Origin of the sequence: Schlesneria sphaerica (assembly GCF_044336245.1) — a bacterium.
GTDB classification, from domain to species: Bacteria; Planctomycetota; Planctomycetia; order Planctomycetales; family Planctomycetaceae; genus Schlesneria; species Schlesneria sphaerica.
Genome location: NZ_CP172346.1, coordinates 7143633 through 7161244 on the forward strand (window position 1 = coordinate 7143633; position 17612 = coordinate 7161244).

At 55.7% G+C, this 17612-nt stretch carries 17 protein-coding genes; 7 read left to right on the forward strand and 10 right to left on the reverse strand.

What is annotated here, in order from left to right:
• From ACGY09_RS25575 to ACGY09_RS25585, 3 genes are all read right to left on the reverse strand, one after another.
• A complete protein-coding gene (locus ACGY09_RS25575; protein ID WP_397569978.1) occupies nucleotides 1-888 on the reverse strand; it encodes a peroxiredoxin family protein in 888 nt (295 codons plus the stop codon).
• Entirely contained in the window at nucleotides 885-1445 is a 561-nt protein-coding gene (locus ACGY09_RS25580) for a sigma factor (RefSeq protein ID WP_397569979.1), read from the reverse strand. The genes ACGY09_RS25575 and ACGY09_RS25580 overlap by 4 nt, the downstream gene beginning before the upstream one ends.
• Before the next feature lie 509 nt (nucleotides 1446-1954).
• Nucleotides 1955-2416 (reverse strand): transposase family protein, encoded by a 462-nt coding sequence (locus tag ACGY09_RS25585; protein WP_397569980.1) that lies wholly within the window; start codon nucleotides 2414-2416, stop codon nucleotides 1955-1957.
• Nucleotides 2417-2639: 223 nt separating this feature from the next.
• Between ACGY09_RS25585 and ACGY09_RS25590 the strand changes: the two genes are divergently transcribed.
• The 7 genes from ACGY09_RS25590 (at nucleotide 2640) to ACGY09_RS25620 (ending at nucleotide 11080) form a co-directional block, all read left to right on the forward strand.
• On the forward strand, nucleotides 2640-4277 hold the full coding sequence (locus tag ACGY09_RS25590) for an AAA family ATPase (RefSeq protein WP_397569981.1): 1638 nt from the start codon (nucleotides 2640-2642) through the stop codon (nucleotides 4275-4277).
• A complete protein-coding gene (locus tag ACGY09_RS25595) occupies nucleotides 4267-5280 on the forward strand; it encodes a hypothetical protein (protein ID WP_397569982.1) in 1014 nt (337 codons plus the stop codon). The genes ACGY09_RS25590 and ACGY09_RS25595 overlap by 11 nt, the downstream gene beginning before the upstream one ends.
• Before the next feature lie 1087 nt (nucleotides 5281-6367).
• Nucleotides 6368-7648 carry a hypothetical protein gene (locus ACGY09_RS25600; RefSeq protein ID WP_397569983.1) on the forward strand — a complete coding sequence of 427 codons (1281 nt, stop codon included), beginning with the start codon at nucleotides 6368-6370 and terminating at the stop codon, nucleotides 7646-7648.
• A gap of 167 nt (nucleotides 7649-7815) precedes the next feature.
• Entirely contained in the window at nucleotides 7816-8721 is a 906-nt protein-coding gene (locus ACGY09_RS25605) for an ISAs1 family transposase (RefSeq protein ID WP_397569984.1), read from the forward strand.
• A gap of 85 nt (nucleotides 8722-8806) precedes the next feature.
• On the forward strand, nucleotides 8807-10198 hold the full coding sequence (locus ACGY09_RS25610) for a hypothetical protein (protein WP_397569181.1): 1392 nt from the start codon (nucleotides 8807-8809) through the stop codon (nucleotides 10196-10198).
• Nucleotides 10198-10527 (forward strand): ISAs1 family transposase, encoded by a 330-nt coding sequence (locus ACGY09_RS25615; protein ID WP_397569985.1) that lies wholly within the window; start codon nucleotides 10198-10200, stop codon nucleotides 10525-10527. Before ACGY09_RS25610 ends, ACGY09_RS25615 begins: the two co-directional genes overlap by 1 nt.
• Nucleotides 10528-10723: 196 nt before the next feature.
• The gene (locus ACGY09_RS25620; protein ID WP_397569986.1) at nucleotides 10724-11080 is read left to right on the forward strand and encodes a hypothetical protein; all 357 of its coding nucleotides are present in this window, start codon (nucleotides 10724-10726) and stop codon (nucleotides 11078-11080) included.
• Between the two features lie 633 nt (nucleotides 11081-11713).
• On the opposite strand, the gene ACGY09_RS25625 is transcribed toward ACGY09_RS25620, so the two are convergent.
• The 7 genes from ACGY09_RS25625 to ACGY09_RS25655 all read right to left on the reverse strand — a co-directional run bounded on the left by ACGY09_RS25625 (nucleotide 11714) and on the right by ACGY09_RS25655 (nucleotide 17530).
• Nucleotides 11714-12094, reverse strand: coding sequence for a VOC family protein (locus ACGY09_RS25625; protein ID WP_397569987.1), 381 nt, complete (start codon nucleotides 12092-12094; stop codon nucleotides 11714-11716).
• A 102-nt stretch (nucleotides 12095-12196) separates the two neighbouring features.
• Nucleotides 12197-12847 carry a class I SAM-dependent methyltransferase gene (locus ACGY09_RS25630; RefSeq protein ID WP_397569988.1) on the reverse strand — a complete coding sequence of 217 codons (651 nt, stop codon included), beginning with the start codon at nucleotides 12845-12847 and terminating at the stop codon, nucleotides 12197-12199.
• A 57-nt stretch (nucleotides 12848-12904) separates the two neighbouring features.
• Nucleotides 12905-14101 (reverse strand): FAD-dependent oxidoreductase, encoded by a 1197-nt coding sequence (locus tag ACGY09_RS25635; RefSeq protein WP_397569989.1) that lies wholly within the window; start codon nucleotides 14099-14101, stop codon nucleotides 12905-12907.
• A gap of 22 nt (nucleotides 14102-14123) precedes the next feature.
• The gene (locus ACGY09_RS25640; protein ID WP_397569990.1) at nucleotides 14124-14942 is read right to left on the reverse strand and encodes a sulfite exporter TauE/SafE family protein; all 819 of its coding nucleotides are present in this window, start codon (nucleotides 14940-14942) and stop codon (nucleotides 14124-14126) included.
• Between the two features lie 296 nt (nucleotides 14943-15238).
• The gene (locus tag ACGY09_RS25645; RefSeq protein WP_397569991.1) at nucleotides 15239-15412 is read right to left on the reverse strand and encodes a hypothetical protein; all 174 of its coding nucleotides are present in this window, start codon (nucleotides 15410-15412) and stop codon (nucleotides 15239-15241) included.
• Nucleotides 15413-15474: 62 nt separating this feature from the next.
• Nucleotides 15475-16881, reverse strand: a complete 1407-nt coding sequence (locus ACGY09_RS25650) for a rhodanese-like domain-containing protein (protein ID WP_397569992.1) — start codon at nucleotides 16879-16881, stop codon at nucleotides 15475-15477.
• A 55-nt stretch (nucleotides 16882-16936) separates the two neighbouring features.
• Entirely contained in the window at nucleotides 16937-17530 is a 594-nt protein-coding gene (locus ACGY09_RS25655; protein WP_397569993.1) for a rhodanese-like domain-containing protein, read from the reverse strand.
• Nucleotides 17531-17612: the final 82 nt, after the last annotated feature.

The window sequence follows — 17612 nt, forward strand, 5'->3', positions numbered from 1 at the left end:
TCATTCTTGGCCTGTGACCATCGAGAGTCTGTTGACAAAGGCTTCCGGCTGCATGCGGTCGGTATTGTCCTTCCCCACATAGCGGAATAACTCATGGCCTGACCGATCGAGCAGTACAAGTGCCGGGTAGTGCATCGACTGACCGTGAAACTGGTAGCCGTCAGGAATCTGAAATTCGTCGGCAAGTCGTGCATCCGGGTCTCGGTAAATGACGGGGGGACCGTCGAGGTCCTGAAGGTTGATTTTTCCGGCCCATTCCCTGATCTCTTCGTCGCTGTCCGGTTTGACAAACAGATGAACGACGTCCTGTTCCGAACGAGCCAGCAGGGAATAGTCGTGCGTCAGCTTCAGGCAAAAGGGGCATTCTGACTTCAGCAGAAAGTGCAGCGCGATCAATTTGCCTGATTCGCTGGGCACCGTGAACGTGGCATTGTGGGTCGGTGATTTGACCGTAAATGAACCTGGAAATGCCCCCGCAATTCGACCCCGATCGGCAGGCTCCAGATGGGCCCAATGACTCCCTATGTAGATTGCGATTGTGACCAATCCCACGCAGGCCACCAGCAGAGTTTTTGAGATCAAACGACGCGTGCCGAGTCGCGATACTTGAGAAACATTCGTTCGCAAATGTCCTTCGGTCACAGCCTCTGTGCTGCTCGAATTATCTCGTTCGGACGGAGAGACACTATGCTGCCCGTCGATCGTCCCCTGGATCTGTGTAAAGCGTTTCAGCCCCAGTTCCACGTCCTGATAGAGAAACCAAAGCTCACGTGCTTCCCGGTCGCTACGCAGCACGTCCTGTAATTCCTGGTGTTCGTCATCCGCGATTCTCTTCAGCGAGGACGCGTCGAAGAGTTCGATGAGCCGCTTTTGCTGTTCGGGCTTCATCGTACAGTCTCCTGAAGTCTTCGCTGGACGCATTCCATCAGGCGACGCCGGAGGACGGCCAGCTTATTATAGAGCGTACGGGGGGCTCGCTGCAGTTGTGCAGCCATCTGGACAATGCCGCCATATTCTTTCGCCGATGCGTGCAACAGTTCGAGTTCGGATTTGCCCAACTTGTTCAGACACAATTCGAGCGCGGCGATCCTTCGCTTCTGCAGATCCAGATCCGCAATTCGTTCTGTGGCCAAAGTCGCGAGCAGGTCATCGTCGAACTTCAATGGTGAACGCGCGACATGTCGTCGAAAGTTTTTCGCTTCGTACAGGCAGATCGTTGAGGCCCACGCCACGAAATTGCTTCCCGGTTCGTAGGTGTCGAATTTCCTCCACATCAGCAGACTACAGTTCTGCAAAACATCCTGGGCATCGTGCCAGCTTCCAAGAAGCGACATCAGATATCCGAGCAACTTGTCATGGGCAGCCATCAGCAGCGTCACGAATTCCTCGTGCCGGTCCCTGACGTCGATCGATTCCGCAGATTCCGCCACAATCAGAACTCTCAAACCGTCAATCTTTCGGACAGTTGCTCAATTCACCCTCATGCACCCAATCAAAGTTATTAAGCGTGTCACCTTCATACGTCTCGAAGCCGGTAAATTGACCGGCTGAATTTTCTGAATTTTTTCACTGCCGAGTCGATTCCAGCCTCCCCACCGCACTCAACACGCCCGCGACGTCGTGGAGATGGCAGTCTGCCGCCACGACCAAGACTTTCCGCCGATGACGACAAGAGCCAACTTCGCTCCTTACGCTGAAAGGTAAAGCAATTTCTGCGAGGAGAGCGGATTCGGAGATCTCATCAGCTCAAAGAAGCTCCGGCCAAGCTGGATTTGAGATCCAAGACCAGTCTTCCACCGGTCGCGGAGTACGGCGGAGGTTCCACCACTTCCCAGGCCCACCACATCCGATCGTGCTCCCACGCGGTCACATCAGCCGAGCCAGAACAACGACGGCAGCGAGCATCGCGAGTCTTCGCCTGACACACGAGTTCCGCACGGCGCATCCCTCGAGATTAAGCGATCGTTTCTGACGGATCCAGCAATGACAGGTGCTGCTGAGGAATCTGCGCAAAAACGGATCCGCACCCCAACCCGCGCCCGGCTGTGCCGATTCTCTTTGGTGCCGCCCGGCCGTAATCCATTACCAGGAAGCAGCCCGACAGGCGCAAGAGAAGGCATTGCACCGACCGACCATGCCGCCGCTCACTGCAAACGAGCAATGTCCCCATAGACATTCCCCCACACGGGACGCGGACTTGTTTCACACCGTGAACGGGACATTCAACGCGAGTAATCCGGGCTAATAAAATCGTCTTGAACTGACAACTATCCAGATGTCGCCACTGACTCTCTTCGGTATGGTCATAGCAGCCCAGCTCTTGCTGGCAGTCCGGACAGCAAAACCGCGTCCCCGAAGGATGCTCGACATGAACTTCAACCCGTAACTGCTCAATATTCAAGGTGACGCTAGACACCGTCCAGGGACTCTTAACCCCAAGATCTGCTGATACAATTCCCGATCCTGCATCGTCTCACCCGCTCGGAAATTGAAAAATCCTACCAAACCCACACCAAAACCGGATGGACCAATGAAATCCGCACGAAATCTTCTCGGTTTCGCTAACCATCGCGACGTTTTTGGCTATGATCCGCCGCGACGCAGAAACTTTGCCATGCTGCCCTTCCCAATCGAGCACAGTGCCCGAATCAAACAAAAGGTTTCATAGAATGATCTCTGGGGTCATTATTCAAAACTTCAAAGGGATCAGTGAGCGAGTGGAGATCGAACTCCGGCCTCTTACTCTCCTATTTGGTACGAACGGGGCAGGCAAGAGTACGGTTATCGATGCAATCAATGTTCTGGAAGAAATTCTGCTCGAAAGGCACGAACGACGCGGAAAGTCAATTGAACGCCGCCTAACGGAACGTGTTGGAAGTATAGACAACGTCATTCATGGGCAGGATTGGAGTCGGCAGATTACTCTGGGTATCACGATTCATTCATACGAGGATGACTTCGACTACTTCAGCGACTTTCTTACTTACACTTCAGACTTCAAAAAAGCGACGCGTGCGGGAATCGCTGACGCAAAAATGCCATCGTTCTTTTCCATGGGAGGGCTTGGTGGAACGGAGGATGCGACGAGTTTGACGGTACTAGTCACGATTCAGAAACAATCGGCGTATTCGCAAAACACATTGGTGCCCGTTGCTGCAATTCGCGAAGTGTCCCTCGGAGTCAATGGACGCGAACTTGTCAAAATCTCCGGTCCGGGTGTCGCTGACGGTACAATCTCGGAATTTGAATGGCAGGTCGATACCGACCATCCAGTGCTATCCGATTCCGTCAAGCGCGCCGGAAAGAGAAGCTTTTCGGTTAGTGCATACCAAATCCTTCCATTGCCCACTGAACCTCCCCTTGTCGCTGGATACTGCCACAATCCTGACGGAACGAGACTTGATGACGGCGATGGACCGCTCGCTCTAAGTCTCAACATCGCAATTTCCGCATCGCTGCAGGCAGTTGATAACGAATTGAAAAACCATAGGCGCTTGGGACCGATGCGAATCGTTCCTTCGCCGCTTTTTCGTCCTCAGCCTTCGCCTGGGCGTGATGACTGGCTAAATGGGCAGGCCGCCTGGGATCAGTTGGCATATTTGAAGCAGGACCAACTTGATGAGATCAACGACTGGCTGGGATCCGACAAGCTCGACACCGGAATTGAGGTTGTGCAACGACTCATATTATCTGCCTCGGAGTGGGACGCTTCGAGGGATGATCCGCTGCTCGCCGACAAGCTAAGTTCGTCCAGTGCTCGCGATGTCACCCTTCGACCGATTCCAACGAAATACGGTGGCACGAAGGCAAGTGAAACGAACTTGCCTCCTTCGCAGGTTGGGACTGGAGTTTCACAGCTTGTCCCGGTAGTTGTTGCCTGCGTTAACTTCAGTAGCAAACTACTTTCCATCGCCCAGCCCGAACTTCATTTGCATCCACGCCTTCAGGTAAAGCTTGGGGATTTATTCATTGATTCGGTCGGTGAAGATGAAGACGGTCGGCCGAACAATCAACTAATTATTGAAACGCACAGCGAACACCTGATTCTCCGCGTGCTGCGGAGAATTCGAGAAACATCACGACGCTGTGCTCCCGACGGCTTTGAATTGGCAAGCGACGACCTGATCGTCTATCACGTCTCACAAGAAGAAGGGCACACAAGAATTCGGAAATACGAGGTTGATTCTGGCGGGCACTTCGTTCTTCCGTGGCCAGACGATTTCTTTGAGATCGACTTCTACGAGCGATTCACCACAGGGGATTCCGATGCTGAGTGAATTCTCTTTTACTCCATCAGTCTTTTCAGCAGAATCGCATGCTGACGCTCATCGATGGCAAGAGCAATTATGCGAAATGGCAAGGGAATTGTTTCCTCGAAACAATCCTTGCCGGATTGTGATTTCAAATCTCTGTGAAGGCCATTGGTATCATGAAGCGCAAAACTGGGCGAAAAACAAGGCAAATAAAGATCATCCAGCGAGAAATCTGGTTCAGGGCTTCTTGCAAGAGCTCGAATCCTTGCTAGTAGCTCGCCCCTCTTCGCCCGGATCGCCAACTGACGATGCTTCATGGGTCATGGAAGCCCTCACGTCCAACTCCGTAGAATCAATTGACCGTATCATTGCATGCAAGCCTATTTTTGAGCGATTTCGACGAGTAAGCCCTGCGATTCGAAATCTTGACGAAGTCTCAGATAACGGCTTCTGGCGTGGTGTGTCCTCGCAAACAAAATTGCCAATGAGAATTGATAAGCAGATCCTCGTGCTGCGGAAGCTTACTCTTCATTCTGAGTTCCTGTGGCTTGTAACACCGTATATCTTGGGAGGCGAAGGAAACGATACAGACTTTGCCGTCGCATTCGTCGAAGCGGCATTTGTGCGACCGGAAGGCTTCCCACAACCGAAGGAGGTGGTCCTTCACACCAAAGCACCCGAAAAACTCGAGACGATCGACAATTTAGTCTCCAATATTCGAAAGCGAGTAGCTCCTATCCTGAAGCCAAAGCAGAAGGTGGAATTGATAATGTGGTCTGACCGATTGCTCGACCGTTATGTGGTCGGTGGCAATTGCACAGCATCGTCTCGGGGCCACCGACAGCTCAGCCCTCGTTGGGGAGTTTTGATGAGCCACATAGCCAGGAATGTGAAAGCAAACGGGATGGAAAAAACAACTCCATGGTGTTTGCTGGATCGTACGCTCATGGGCGATGTCTTCAGAGAGTTCGATATCGACTCTCTAAAAGCGAAGCCGCGAACTTTCATGATAGAGGCAGGAGCCTGACAAAATCGTCGATTCGTTACGCGGAGCAAGTGAGGCGTCCAATCGACGGTGTTTGCTCCACCTACGACGTCAAAAAAGTCCTGATGCTCGTGAGATTTGAGACTGTTGTGATTATTGAAGGATTTTGACGAGATCCATGCCTAAGGCAAGTGCCACTTAATCCGCAATTGCTCTGGCACCTCACCCAAGGCCGCGACTGCGCGCTATCGCCGCGGTCGCAAGGCCGATGTAAACCCCTGCCGCCCTCTGGTGCAGACGGCTTCGTCTTAATTGGACACCTGACGGTGCAATTGTTTGTTCAGACGTTTGTGGGTGCTCCCCCGGCCCGTCAAGTCTGACGGGAGCAGCACCTACCCGTCTTCCGCGTTCGCAGGGCCTCACTTGTGCAGACCTGTGCCCTCCACTCCCGCCGGACTTGACCGCCCTCCCCCCGATCGTCGGTTCTGTGTTCCGTTCGCCAAAAAAGTTTTGGCTCACGGCCAACGGCATTCCCGGAGAATGGCAACGGCGGATCGTTGTCCGCCCTGAAGGCAGGGAGCGCTCTCGGCGATTCGATGGGGGCAGGCTATGCAGGGCTCCGTATTCCCTCCTGTTGATGTCGGTCGCACAGTGCCCGCTCCTGAAATTTCCTTGGAAACGTGGCTGCCAGATTCCCCGCATTGGTTGGGCCATTTGATGAATCTGGGAACTCTACTGTTCCGACCTGGCTTTCGGCCGATGACTTGCGGCGGATGCGGGGACACTTGCGACAAAAGTCGAATGCGGGATTAGCCTATTTTGTGTGGGTGCGATGTAGAAAAAGCAGTGTCCCGGTGGGTGTGAAGTAACTTGCACCTTCGCATCAATTGTGGTGCTGGTGAAGCAAAATCGCCGTAGCGTTCTGGGGATAGCAGTTTCCTGTAACTGTGCGCAGACGTACATCTAGAATCGAGGCTTCCGCTCGATTTTTGAAGAAAGTTCAACTCGACGCAAACTCGGCTCAGTTGGCGAAGGTAACAGTTGTCACAAGGAATTGAAAAACCGCTTAATCTACCTGGGACTTGTTACCTGCTGAGTCGTTCGATTCTCCTCTCGGTTGGAATTCGTCATGTTGCACACCAGATATCTGTGGCCGGTCTCTTTTCTGCTGTTGAGCGTGCTTGCAAGCGAGTCGCTCGTCTTCGGCGCTGAAGATCTTTCGGGCTCGCTCAATGCCCAACTGCAACAGGGCCACCTCGCCGCGGCTCAGGCGGATCTGGAAATGCGTTTGAAGGCCGAGCCAGAGGAGGCTCAAGCACGTTTCGGTCTGGGTGTCGTCCAGGTCCTTTCCGCGATCGAAAAACTGGGACAGGAGCAATACCGCTTCGGGGCGATGAGTGGCAACATCCGGAATCTGCCAGTCCTCCGGCTGCGCGTCCCGGTGAACCTAGAACCGGACGAGGTCCGGTATGAACAAGTGAGACAAATTATCGCCGACTTCCAACGACGCTTGATCGAGGCGGAAGCGGAATTGGCGAAAGTCGATCTCAAGCAGAAATTCAAACTGAAACTCGACCTGAACACGATCCGATTAGACCTGATTGGCAGCGGAAAGAAAGAGGACCAGACCACCTTTTTGCAGCTGTTTAACGCGGTCAATCAACGAGGTCCCATTGCGGCCCTTCCCGATCTCTCCGTCGCGTTTGATAATGGTGACGTCTTATGGCTGCGGGGTTACTGCCATTTTATCGCCGCGTTCTGCGACATGATCCTGGCCTACGATCATCAGCGCCTCTTTGATCATGTGGGACAGTTGATCTACCCTCGACACATTTCCTCGGAGCCTATTACCGAACCGTTGGATCTTGTCGGAGGTAAAGACCAGACCTGGCAGTTCATGGATCTCATCACCGCCATCCACTTGCTGAACCTGCCGCTGAAAGAGCCCCCCCGGATGGAATCCGCGCGACAACACCTGCTTGAAATGATTCGAATGTCGCGCGAATCGTGGGCTCTGATTCAGGCCGAGACCGATGACGATCGCGAATGGTTACCAAACCCCCAACAAAAGGGAGTACTGCGGATTCCGGTGACCCGCGAAATCATTGATGGCTGGCACGCCGTCCTGATCGAAATGGAAGAACTCCTCGAAGGTCGCAAACTCGTCCCCTTCTGGCGGGACTACGCATCAGTGTTCGGCGGGAACCGCGAAATTCCGGAAGGAACACGAGGCATCAATCTAAAACGCGTCTTTGCCGAACCGCGAGATTTTGATCTCATACTGCTGATTCAGGGATCGGGTGTCCGGCCCTACCTCGAACGGGGACCCCTCTCGACACCGGAAACCTGGGAGAACCTGGGCCGCGTCTTCCGTGGTCAGTTTTTTGGTTTTGCGGCGTGGTTTAACTAACGACCAGATGAGATGAAAAGAAATTTAATCAGGGGTCAGACAGGTCAGGGCCAGCGCTCACTCGGCGGTAAATAGGTAAGATGGGGTAAGTTGCGCCAGGGGTCTAATCATCATACCTTGATGCGATTGTTTGCGACAAGAAGCGAGCTGCGGCATTAAGGTGGATCATGGCGAAGAAAGACTCTGGTAGCGTTCGTCTGAGCTTGGATGAAATCATTCCGTATTTCGCGGAGCTCGAGGATCCTCGTTCTTCCATCAATCAGAAGCATCCCCTCGTGAGTGTCATCGTGATCTCCATCATGGCCGTGCTGGGTGGTTGCAGTGGCCCTACGGGAATCGCGGAATGGGCAGAACTGAAGAAGGACTTCCTGCTGGGTCTGCTCGACTTGCCGCAGGGTATTCCTCGCAAGGATGTCTTTCGTCGAGTGCTGATGTCGTTGAACCCCGGCGCCTTTCAGGCGTGCTTCACGCAATGGCTGGAGGCCTTACGGGCCGCAGCGGCGGAGGTTCTGGATCATGATCAATTGCTGCTGGCGATTGACGGCAAAACATTACGCCGCAGCCATGACCGGAAGAAGGGGTTGGGGGCTCTGCATTCTGTCAGCATCTGGGCCAGCGAAATGGGCTTGAGCCTTGGGCAAGTCGCGACTGACGAGAAGTCGAATGAAATCACGGCGATTCCCGAGGTATTGAAACTCGTCGATCTCCGAGGCGCGATCATTACGATCGACGCCATGGGAACCCAGACAGCGATCGCCAAACAGATCATTGCGGCGAAGGCCGACTATGTTCTCGCTCTGAAAGGGAATCAAGGATCCTTGTACCAGGCAGCGACGGATTATCTCGAAGAACAGATGCAAACGGATTTTGCCGATGTGGACGCTCGTCGGCACACAACGACGGAGACCGGACATGGTCGCACCGAGACACGTACCTATGTGCAACTCCCCATTCCAGATGTTCTTGCGGGTGCTGATCGCTGGGCGTCACTGAAGACGTTAGGGGCGGTCATCTCGATGGTCGATCGTGGAGGCAAGGAAACCGGGGCGGATTCTGAAATTGTCGGGAATTGATGGACAAGAAATTGGGGTATGAGAAAGTCCGTGAATCGCTGTAAAGAGCGTTTACCACAACGTTTTTTCAGGGAGCGATTCACGGATGAACGCAGAATATCAACGACTGGAAGCGGAGGCGAGTGTCGTCGAAGCAGAACTGCGGGATTGGGGGATGACTGTCGATCTCCTCTCCGCTGCCGACGTGACGAAGTGTGAGCAGCAGTATGCCGCCCTGGGCAGAAAGTTGGCATCGCTCCGCCTGGGTCTTCACTTGATTCGGGCAACTCACTCTTGCGAGCTGCGATTGAAGGAACGGCAGTTTATCAAGTCACTGCCAAGGACCTACCATTCTCAGGGAATTCGCCAGAAGAAAGTTCATCTTCCAGGTAACGTCGCCGTAACACTCATGGTGACGTATTACCACCGTTGCCAATCGGGTGGGAACAGTCGTCGGGGTTTGTTTCCGATGCTGATGCTGCTGGGGATTGCCGGTCATTACACCCCACAAATCCGCACGCGGATGGCGAAAGCCGCGGCACTGCTGGGATCCTATGATGAGGCGGTGACGATGCTCGCCGAAGAAGGGATCAGCATCTCCGTCAACCAACTGCGAACGGTGACTGCGGGAATGGGCCAATTACTTCGGCGAATGACCGACCTCGGTTCAATGACCGCGACGGGAACAGTGTCGGGCCGACGGATTGTGGTGTCGATGGATGGGGGGCGTGTCCGTTTGCGGGAGCGACGTCGAGGCAAAACGAAGAAGGGGCGCAAGCGATTCTCACCGAAATGGCGTGAACCACGACTCTTCATCATCTATGCCGTGGATGAAGAGGGCCGGATGGCGAGCGACTTCGCCCCCGTCATTGACGGCACCATGGGTTCGTGTGACCAACTGTTCGCATTACTGCTGGCCTACCTGCGGGGGCTCGACTTGACGGAAGCCGCTCGCATCCTCTTCGTGGCGGATGGCGCCACTTGGATCTGGCGGCGGATCCCCAAGCTGATCAAGTCGCTGGGACTCCTTGAGGAAAAGGTCCAGCAATTGATCGACTTCTGGCACGCGATGGAATACCTGGGCAAGATTGCCGAGAGTAAGTCGCTCACGGGAAGTCGCAAGTCGCGCTGGCTGACGACTCAAAAGAAACGCCTCTGGCGGGGAGAGATCGGGGCAGTGGTCGATGAGATTCGATCGCTACTGGGCTCGCACAGGACGAAAGACCAGAAGACCTGGTTGAACTATTTCATCACGAACGGACTGACTAATCGTCGCATGGACTATTCTCATGCGCGCGATCACCAGCTGCCGATCGGCAGTGGTGCCATCGAGAGCGCCGTTCGTCGCGTCATCAACCTGCGTGTCAAAAGCAATGCCGTCTACTGGCTACGGGAGAACGCGGAAACGATCATCCGAATCCGAGCATGGATCAAAGCAGGGAGAGCAGAAGAACTCTTCCATCAAACAACTTGCGTCACGCCCGAACTCGCTGTCTGATGCCTACGATTTTGAAATCCGCCCAGGAAACCGTCGACATCCGGTATTTTATCAGTAGCCTCCCCTTGGGAGTGAAGTGCTTTGCCAAGGCCGTTCGCAGTCATTGGTCGATTGAAAACAGTTGCCACTGGACCTTGGATGTCACGTATCGAGAAGACGAGTCCCGCATCCGAGAAAAGCAACTTCGGGAGAACATGGCGTGGCTCAACCGACATACTCTTTCGCTGCTCAAGCAACAGCAAAACAAGAAAAGCGTCGCCATGAACCGCAGAAGATGTGGGTGGGATGATAACGTGATGCTCAAAACACTAATGGGAATCAAGAGTTAGTACGCGCTGGCCCTGTCAGACAGGTGCCACGGATCAGGCGAAAACGACAGCAGCAAAAGGGACAGGGAATTCACTCGTCTTAGATCCGTGTCAGCAATCTGTGTCAACGGTGTGATCACAGGCTGCCAGTTTTTCTGACTCTGAAACAATCATGACGACGAAAAACATCCCGACCGATTCTGTGCAGGATACACACATGGCGATGATTCTGTCGCTGGGCATAATTGCCTTCGTCGTCAGACTGCAAACCGAGTCAACGTTTGCAACTGTGCTTTACACTGCCCCCTTCGCCCTGCTGTTCTTCATCGTGTTGGTTTCCCATCAACGGTGTACGAGAAAGGCGATCGCAGCGGCGATCGGCGCAGCGATTCCCATCGCGCTGTTTCATTGCTTGTTTCTGTACGACATCTGGGTTCGACTGCCGGGTGAAGGAGGAGGAGCGAATATAGGACTCGGTATCCTGCTCGTCTATCTGATGCCGTGTTTCGTGGTCATATCGATGGCGACAGGATGGGCCTTGGGCCGCAGAGGTGAGCAGGTTCCCCGTGAATGAGCGGAAGGTCAGCCAAAGTCGCAGGCACACGCTGCGTGCCGTCCTTCCCGAAGCAGTTGCCATCCTCACTCGCTTCAAGCAAATCAACTAAGCCACGGAGCAACACCGATCAGACAACAGCAGTAATACAGGGATCAAATCAAGAGAGACACAGCATCTCCTGTTGACGCACTCGATGAAGCACGAGTCTCATTCCCATCCAACCCAAAACCGGAGGTGATCTGGAACCCGTCCAGCAGAGCAAACGTACTCGACATTTTTCTCGCATGATTCCGAATCAGGTCAGAGTGGCGCTCCATGACACGGTTGATGAGGAATCCACGGGGAAAAGCACCCCGTCGGAGATGAGTTCCGGGGTTCAGCCCTTTTTTTTCCGTTTGTGGGCTTTTCGTAGTATGGACCTTTGGCACCCTCGCTCTCGTTTCGATGTACCCGCTGTGTTCGGCGGAGCCGGTGACCGGTGGTCTGTCAGCAGGCAAGAGCCTCCGATCCGAGGGATTGGGGAAGGATTCATTCAGGAACGTTCGCCGCTCGCACCGCTGCGACAAAGCGGCAGAGGCAGCCACTTTCAATCACAGACCAACCGCCTCATCGCGGGAATCGGGACGAGAGAGACCATCGTTGGCAATCCATTCATTTCGGCTTCGCAGGCTGGAATAGTTCCACAGGATTACCTGAGGGGTCATCCAGCAGGATTTGCGAACCGCCTGGCCCGGTGATGATCTCGTTGCGGAAATTCAGGCCGGCAGCACGCAGCCGAGCAACCTCAGCGGCGAGATCCTCGACTTGAATGTGAATCCGGTTCCATCCTCCCGGCACCGGCTCGCGACCATCGGGCATGGCCCGTCGCCCGGAACTCGCCTTCCCACTCAGCAGCAGCCGTACCCCATCACGGCTTACAGAAGCAAAAGCCGGGCTCGCATCCTGTTCGAGAATGAATTTGAGGTGCCGCGTGTAGAATTCAATCGCGGCGGGAACATCGTTGATCATATACCGTATGCTAACAGTAGACATGAGCCCGCCTCCCCTTCTTCGCTCATCACTCACCCCGCTGAATGTTAGCCGAACCATTCAGAAACACGCGGACTTTGAAATCTTACACTTTCTCCCGACCAATCACGAAGATTGTTCCGATGTCACCGGGACGTCGTCCATTTGCGGCAGCAGTTCAAACACGCCGAAGAAGAACTGCTGAGGCTTACCCGTCGGAGTGATGTGCTGGTGCGTCAGTTCTCGTACCAGCTTGAATCGCGGTCCCAGTTCGCGAGCCAGTGAGGCTGCATGATATCGGCAGACTTCCAGGCTGCTGCATTTGGCAGGGCCATCAACGGCGAATGTTCCGATGATCAGGTGGCCGCCGATCCGTAGCGTCCGAGTGACCAATGCTGCGTACTTTCGTCGATCTTCCTGTTCCGTGAGAAAGTGGAAGACAGCTCGGTCATGCCAGACATCGCAGGGTGAAAGCTGTGCGATCTGACAGATGTCGCCCACAATCCAATGGACGTGCGAAGCCGCTTTCCCAAGTCTGGCTTTGGCGCGTTCGAGCGCGATCTCCGAAATGTCGAGAACGGTCACAGACTCAAAGCCACTGGCTACCAGGCGGTCAACCAGTCGTGATGCCCCGCCTCCCACATCAATGACACGACCCGGCGTGGAAGAAACCGAGCTGATCAGTTCCCAAGAGACCTGAGGGTCCGACTCGAACCAACTGACGTCAGCTACGCTCTTCGTTCGGTAGATCGAATTCCAGTGCTCGTGACGGTCCATCGGCGGCTTTCCCCGGTGCATGAATCAGGTACGACAAGAATGAAGGTGCTCATCGATCTACATGCGACCTTTCAGCATGCCATGCCAGTAGAAAATGGGAAGTAGATAACGCTTGAGAATCCACATGCTCCAGCGTTCTTTCGACTGGTCGATCGGAAAGGTCTCGGCAGGTTGCTTGCGGTAATCGAATTCTGCCAGGACAAGCTTGCCGATGCCTGTCACGAGCGGGCAGGACGTGTAGCCGTCGTACTTCGCGGACAACGGCTTCCCGCGCATGGCGGCGAGCAGATTGGTCACGACCACGGGAGCCTGCTTGCGGATCGCCGCGCCGGTTTTCGAGGTGGGGAGATTGCTGCAATCCCCCAGGGCGAACACGTTGGCGAAACGCGTGTGTCGCAGCGTATCTTTGTCCACATCCACCCAACCCTCCTTGTCAGCCAGCGGACTGCTGGCAATGAACTTGGGCGGCCCCATGGGCGGGGTAACATGCAGCAGATCATACGGAAGAGTGAGCTGTTCTTGCGTATCGAGGTTCTTGAACACCGCTTCCTTGGAATCCGGCCGGACCTCGACCAGTTCGTGGCGGAATCGGCAGTCAATCTCCTTGCGGGCCGCGACCTCCTCCAGCGTGGCTCGATACGGTTCGACCGCAAAAATGTGTGGCAGTGCCGACGCAAAGGTAATCTTCGTCTTGTCCCGGACACCGGCCTCGCGAAATCGGTCGTCAGCCAGGTACATGATCTTTTGCGGCGCTCCCCCACACTTCACGGCTCCCGAGGGATTGGTGAACACGGCATTGCCTCCCCGAAACGAGCGAATGGCTTCCCAGGTCGAATCGACGGTTGCATACGAGTAGTTGCTGCAGACTCCACCCTTGCCCACTGATTCCTTCAAACCCGGAATCTTGTCCCAGTTGATCTGGATGCCCGCTCCCACGACCAGCCAGTCATAGGTGATCGTCTTGCCATCCCGAGTCCGAAGCATGTACTGATCGGGAAAGAACTCTGCCACTGCATCCCGGAGCCAGGTCACGCCGCGCGGGATCACCGACCCTTCCCTACGTTCGGTTACCGTTTTCTTCGCCAGTCCCGCTCCCACCATCGTCCACAGCGGTTGATAATAGTGCGTGTCGGACGGCTCGATGACGGCCACGTCGAGGCGACGGAACCAGTCCCGCGTTAACTGTGCGGCGACGGTGATACCTGCTGTGCCGCCGCCGACAATGATGATCTGATGGTGAATGATTTTGGACATCGCATGGCTCCTGTTTCGATTGTCAGGCAATGAGGTTTCGCACGATGACAAACGCGGCGACGGCGAGAATGGCGATTACAAACACTTTCTGGAGCGTGGGACCGGACAATCGCCGACCGATCCGCTGACCTGCAAACAGCCCGGCGATCCCACCAGCGACGAATAACGCTGTCACGACCGGATCGATCACCCGACCAGCCCACGCTTGAGCAGCGACGCCGGACACACTGACCAGGGCGATGACCATCAGAGACGTACCGACAGCGCGATGGATGGACATGCCGCTGAACAGGACCAGGGCAGGGACAATCACAAATCCGCCCCCGACTCCGAAGAGTCCCGACAGGATTCCCGTCAGCACCCCCACGATGAGCAGCAGCACGGTACATCGTGAGGTCAGGATCAATGCCCCGGTTGCATCCCGCCGACACGTGGGGCCATCCTCTTGATCCGGAACCGGACAAACCGCGGGAGGAAGAACCGGATGGGATGCCTGTTGCCAGAGTCGCATGGCGACGAACACCATTAAGCCCCCAAAGGCCAACAGAAGAATCGCTTCGGGGATCCGGCTGGCGATCCAGGTTCCCAGGGGGGCACCGACCATTCCGGCGATGGCGAACAGCAGTCCGGTCCGCAGTTCGACTTCTCCGAGTTTCCACCGATGAAGAAAGCCAATGAAAGACGTTGCCCCCACTGCTGCCAGCGAAATCGCGACTGCTTCACGTGGATTCAGGTTGAGTCCATAGACCAGCAACGGAACCGCGAAGATCGCCCCGCCGCCACCGGTCAGCCCCAGTGAGAGGCCAACCACCGCTCCGAAGATCAAGCTCAGTGGTGCCATAATGTGTTCCTGACTCTCGTCAACATTCCGCTCACGCGTTCTTTGTTTGACTGACCGTCTCCGACTCGACGGGAGCCGACGGATGATTCACCGACTCGCCACATGCACCTCTCGGGGAGGCGATCCGTTTCCAGACACCAAATCCGAAGAGAGCTGGGCCGATGAAGACGCAGAGTGGACAGGGCACCCCGGCCATGAGGGGGGGGCCGTTGCAATCGCTCCCAACCCAGCGCCCAGTGTCATGCAGGAATTCGCTTCTCGGAGTTCCGTACTGCGGGCTGTTTCCGTTGTGTTCGTCATTGGAATCTCTCCCAGAGGGCGTTCACGATCAGCCAGACGATTGCCAGCCCCCAGACAATCAGGCACGGGGAACAGATACCCGTCCGACAGCTCCCTGTTTTGCAGGTCGCTTGCGTGGTTGTGGGAATGGTGCTGGAATCCAGCACCCTGTTGTGTCGTTCTGTGTTCATGAGCTCGCTCCTTGACCGGGAGTGTCAAATGGGTGGGGAGATCACTGCGCGTACGCCTCGTCTCAATTCAACCGGATCACCGGCAGTCCGGCGCTCCGCCAGGAGTTGTATCCACCGGACATGTTGGTCACGTCGAAGCCTGCCCGTTGCAGGATGCTCGTCGCAATCGCCGAGCGTCCACCGGCCTGACATTGCGCGACGACTGGACGTGTGCGGTCGATGGTCTCAATCTCACGCAGCAACTTGCCCAGAAATCGGTGCTCGGCACCGGCGATGTGTCCCTCCTGGAACTCGGTCGCCGCACGCACGTCCAACAGCTTGACCTCCCCGCTGGCGATTCGTTCTTTCAGTTGGTCTGGAGTTTCGGAGCGGTACGACTCGGTCCGCAGGCCCGCCGCTTTCCCTGCGGCCGCATCGAACGAACCACAGACATTGTCGATCCCGATCGAACGGAGCCTGTTCAGGACCTCGGGCAACGCTGAGGGCTGGGCAACCAGGTGCAGCGGTTTCTCGTAGTCCACAATAAACCCCGCCCATTGAGCGAGCATGTTTAAGGGAATGTTAATCGTGCCGGGAACGTGGCCTGCGGCGAACTCCGCGGAGGGCGTGACATCAATCGTCTGTCCGCTCCGAGCGATTTTCGGCAGCAGATCGGCCGCGGGAGACTTCATCGGTGTGAGGTTTCGCACCAGTTCCGGCCCCTCTTTGTTGACCCGCTTCATCACCGCGAAGTAGAACGGCGTCTCTGGTTGATCCGCCAGGATGTAATTCACAAACTTCTGCTCGTCTTTGAACTGCAAGGCGGGATTGAACAGCCTCTCATAGCCGACCGTACTGGAGGGAATCGCGCCCAGTCCTTTACCGCAGGCGCTACCCGCCCCGTGCGCGGGCCAGACCTGAAGATGGTCGGGCAGATCGAGGAACTTCCGCATCGAGTGATACAGCTGTCTTGCTCCGGTCTCGGCACTCCCTTTCACGCCTGCCGCCGTCTCCAGCAGGTCCGGGCGACCAATCGAGCCGACGAATACGAAGTCGCCAGTGAAGATTCCCATCGGGACATTTGCTCCACCCCCTTCGTCGGTCAGCACATAGGAGACGTGTTCCGGGGTGTGCCCGGGCGTGTGCAGCACTTCCAGCTTCACCTTGCCGACCCGAATCACGTCGCCATCTTTGACGAGTTGTGAGTTGTGTTGATCCGCAAACTGATACTTCCAGTCGGCGGGACCTTCGTCGGAGAGGTAGAGCTTCGCACCAACGCGGTCGGCCAGTTCTCGGGAACCCGACACGAAGTCGGCGTGAATGTGTGTTTCAGCAGATCCGGTGATCCGCAGACCTTCAGCCGCCGCGGCTTCGAGATAGGGTTCCACGTTACGGCCGGGATCAATCACAATCGCCTCACCGGTTCGCTGACAGCCAACCATGTAAGACGCGTGAGCCAACGATTTGTCGTAGAAGTACTTGAGAAGCATGATTTTCGTCCTTCCGAAGTGAGGCTGTGACGTGTGACTCGAGTTATGCGGCCAGTTATCCGCAGCACTTTTTCGGTGGGGCACACGCGGCCCCGCTACCTGTTACCTCCGTCGGTGAGGACTTGGGCAGTTGATTCCAGGGCATCCGGGCGAGCAGCATGCCCATGCCACAGGTATCTGTGATCCCTGCGAAGGTGAGCCCTGCTCCGACGAACGCGGACAGCCCGATCCAGTACGGGCTGACGAAATACCCCAGGACTGATCCCGTCAGCACCATGAGTCCCGCCGCGATGCGAACCTGACGTTCCAGGGAGATGGCTTTTTTCCCGCGGATCACAGGCAAGCCCGCCTGTTCCCAACCCTGCGTGCCCCCCTCGACGTTCACGACATTCGTGCACCCCGCTGCCAGTAATTTCTCGCACGCCTGCTTGCCACGACTGCCCGACCGACAGATGACGTACAGGGGTGCTGTGTCGCTGCGACCAGCAGCGAACTGTGCGGCGTTCAACTGATCGAGCGGGACATTCCGGGCACTGCTCACATGGACTTCGCGGTACTCGACTGGCGTCCGCACATCGATCAACTCGACTGCAGCGCCTGAGTCGATGAGATCGGACAACTTCTGAGGGGCGATCGTAGGAATGCTCATGATAGGTTCCCTCTGGTAAGGTTGATTTCAAAAGATCGAGATATCGGAAACAAACGACATGAATGGCGAAAAAAAGAGGCGG

Excerpts from the sequence above, each read along its gene's own strand:
- ACGY09_RS25575 (WP_397569978.1), bottom strand. The coding sequence starts at position 888 with ATGAAGCCCGAACAGCAAAAGCGGCTCATCGAACTCTTCGACGCGTCC.
- ACGY09_RS25595 (WP_397569982.1), top strand. The coding sequence starts at position 4,267 with ATGCTGAGTGAATTCTCTTTTACTCCATCAGTCTTTTCAGCAGAATCG.
- ACGY09_RS25600 (WP_397569983.1), top strand. The coding sequence starts at position 6,368 with ATGTTGCACACCAGATATCTGTGGCCGGTCTCTTTTCTGCTGTTGAGC.
- ACGY09_RS25605 (WP_397569984.1), top strand. The coding sequence starts at position 7,816 with ATGGCGAAGAAAGACTCTGGTAGCGTTCGTCTGAGCTTGGATGAAATC.
- ACGY09_RS25610 (WP_397569181.1), top strand. The coding sequence starts at position 8,807 with ATGAACGCAGAATATCAACGACTGGAAGCGGAGGCGAGTGTCGTCGAA.
- ACGY09_RS25615 (WP_397569985.1), top strand. The coding sequence starts at position 10,198 with ATGCCTACGATTTTGAAATCCGCCCAGGAAACCGTCGACATCCGGTAT.
- ACGY09_RS25620 (WP_397569986.1), top strand. The coding sequence starts at position 10,724 with ATGGCGATGATTCTGTCGCTGGGCATAATTGCCTTCGTCGTCAGACTG.
- ACGY09_RS25625 (WP_397569987.1), bottom strand. The coding sequence starts at position 12,094 with ATGTCTACTGTTAGCATACGGTATATGATCAACGATGTTCCCGCCGCG.
- ACGY09_RS25630 (WP_397569988.1), bottom strand. The coding sequence starts at position 12,847 with ATGGACCGTCACGAGCACTGGAATTCGATCTACCGAACGAAGAGCGTA.
- ACGY09_RS25635 (WP_397569989.1), bottom strand. The coding sequence starts at position 14,101 with ATGTCCAAAATCATTCACCATCAGATCATCATTGTCGGCGGCGGCACA.
- ACGY09_RS25640 (WP_397569990.1), bottom strand. The coding sequence starts at position 14,942 with ATGGCACCACTGAGCTTGATCTTCGGAGCGGTGGTTGGCCTCTCACTG.
- ACGY09_RS25645 (WP_397569991.1), bottom strand. The coding sequence starts at position 15,412 with ATGAACACAGAACGACACAACAGGGTGCTGGATTCCAGCACCATTCCC.
- ACGY09_RS25650 (WP_397569992.1), bottom strand. The coding sequence starts at position 16,881 with ATGCTTCTCAAGTACTTCTACGACAAATCGTTGGCTCACGCGTCTTAC.
- ACGY09_RS25655 (WP_397569993.1), bottom strand. The coding sequence starts at position 17,530 with ATGAGCATTCCTACGATCGCCCCTCAGAAGTTGTCCGATCTCATCGAC.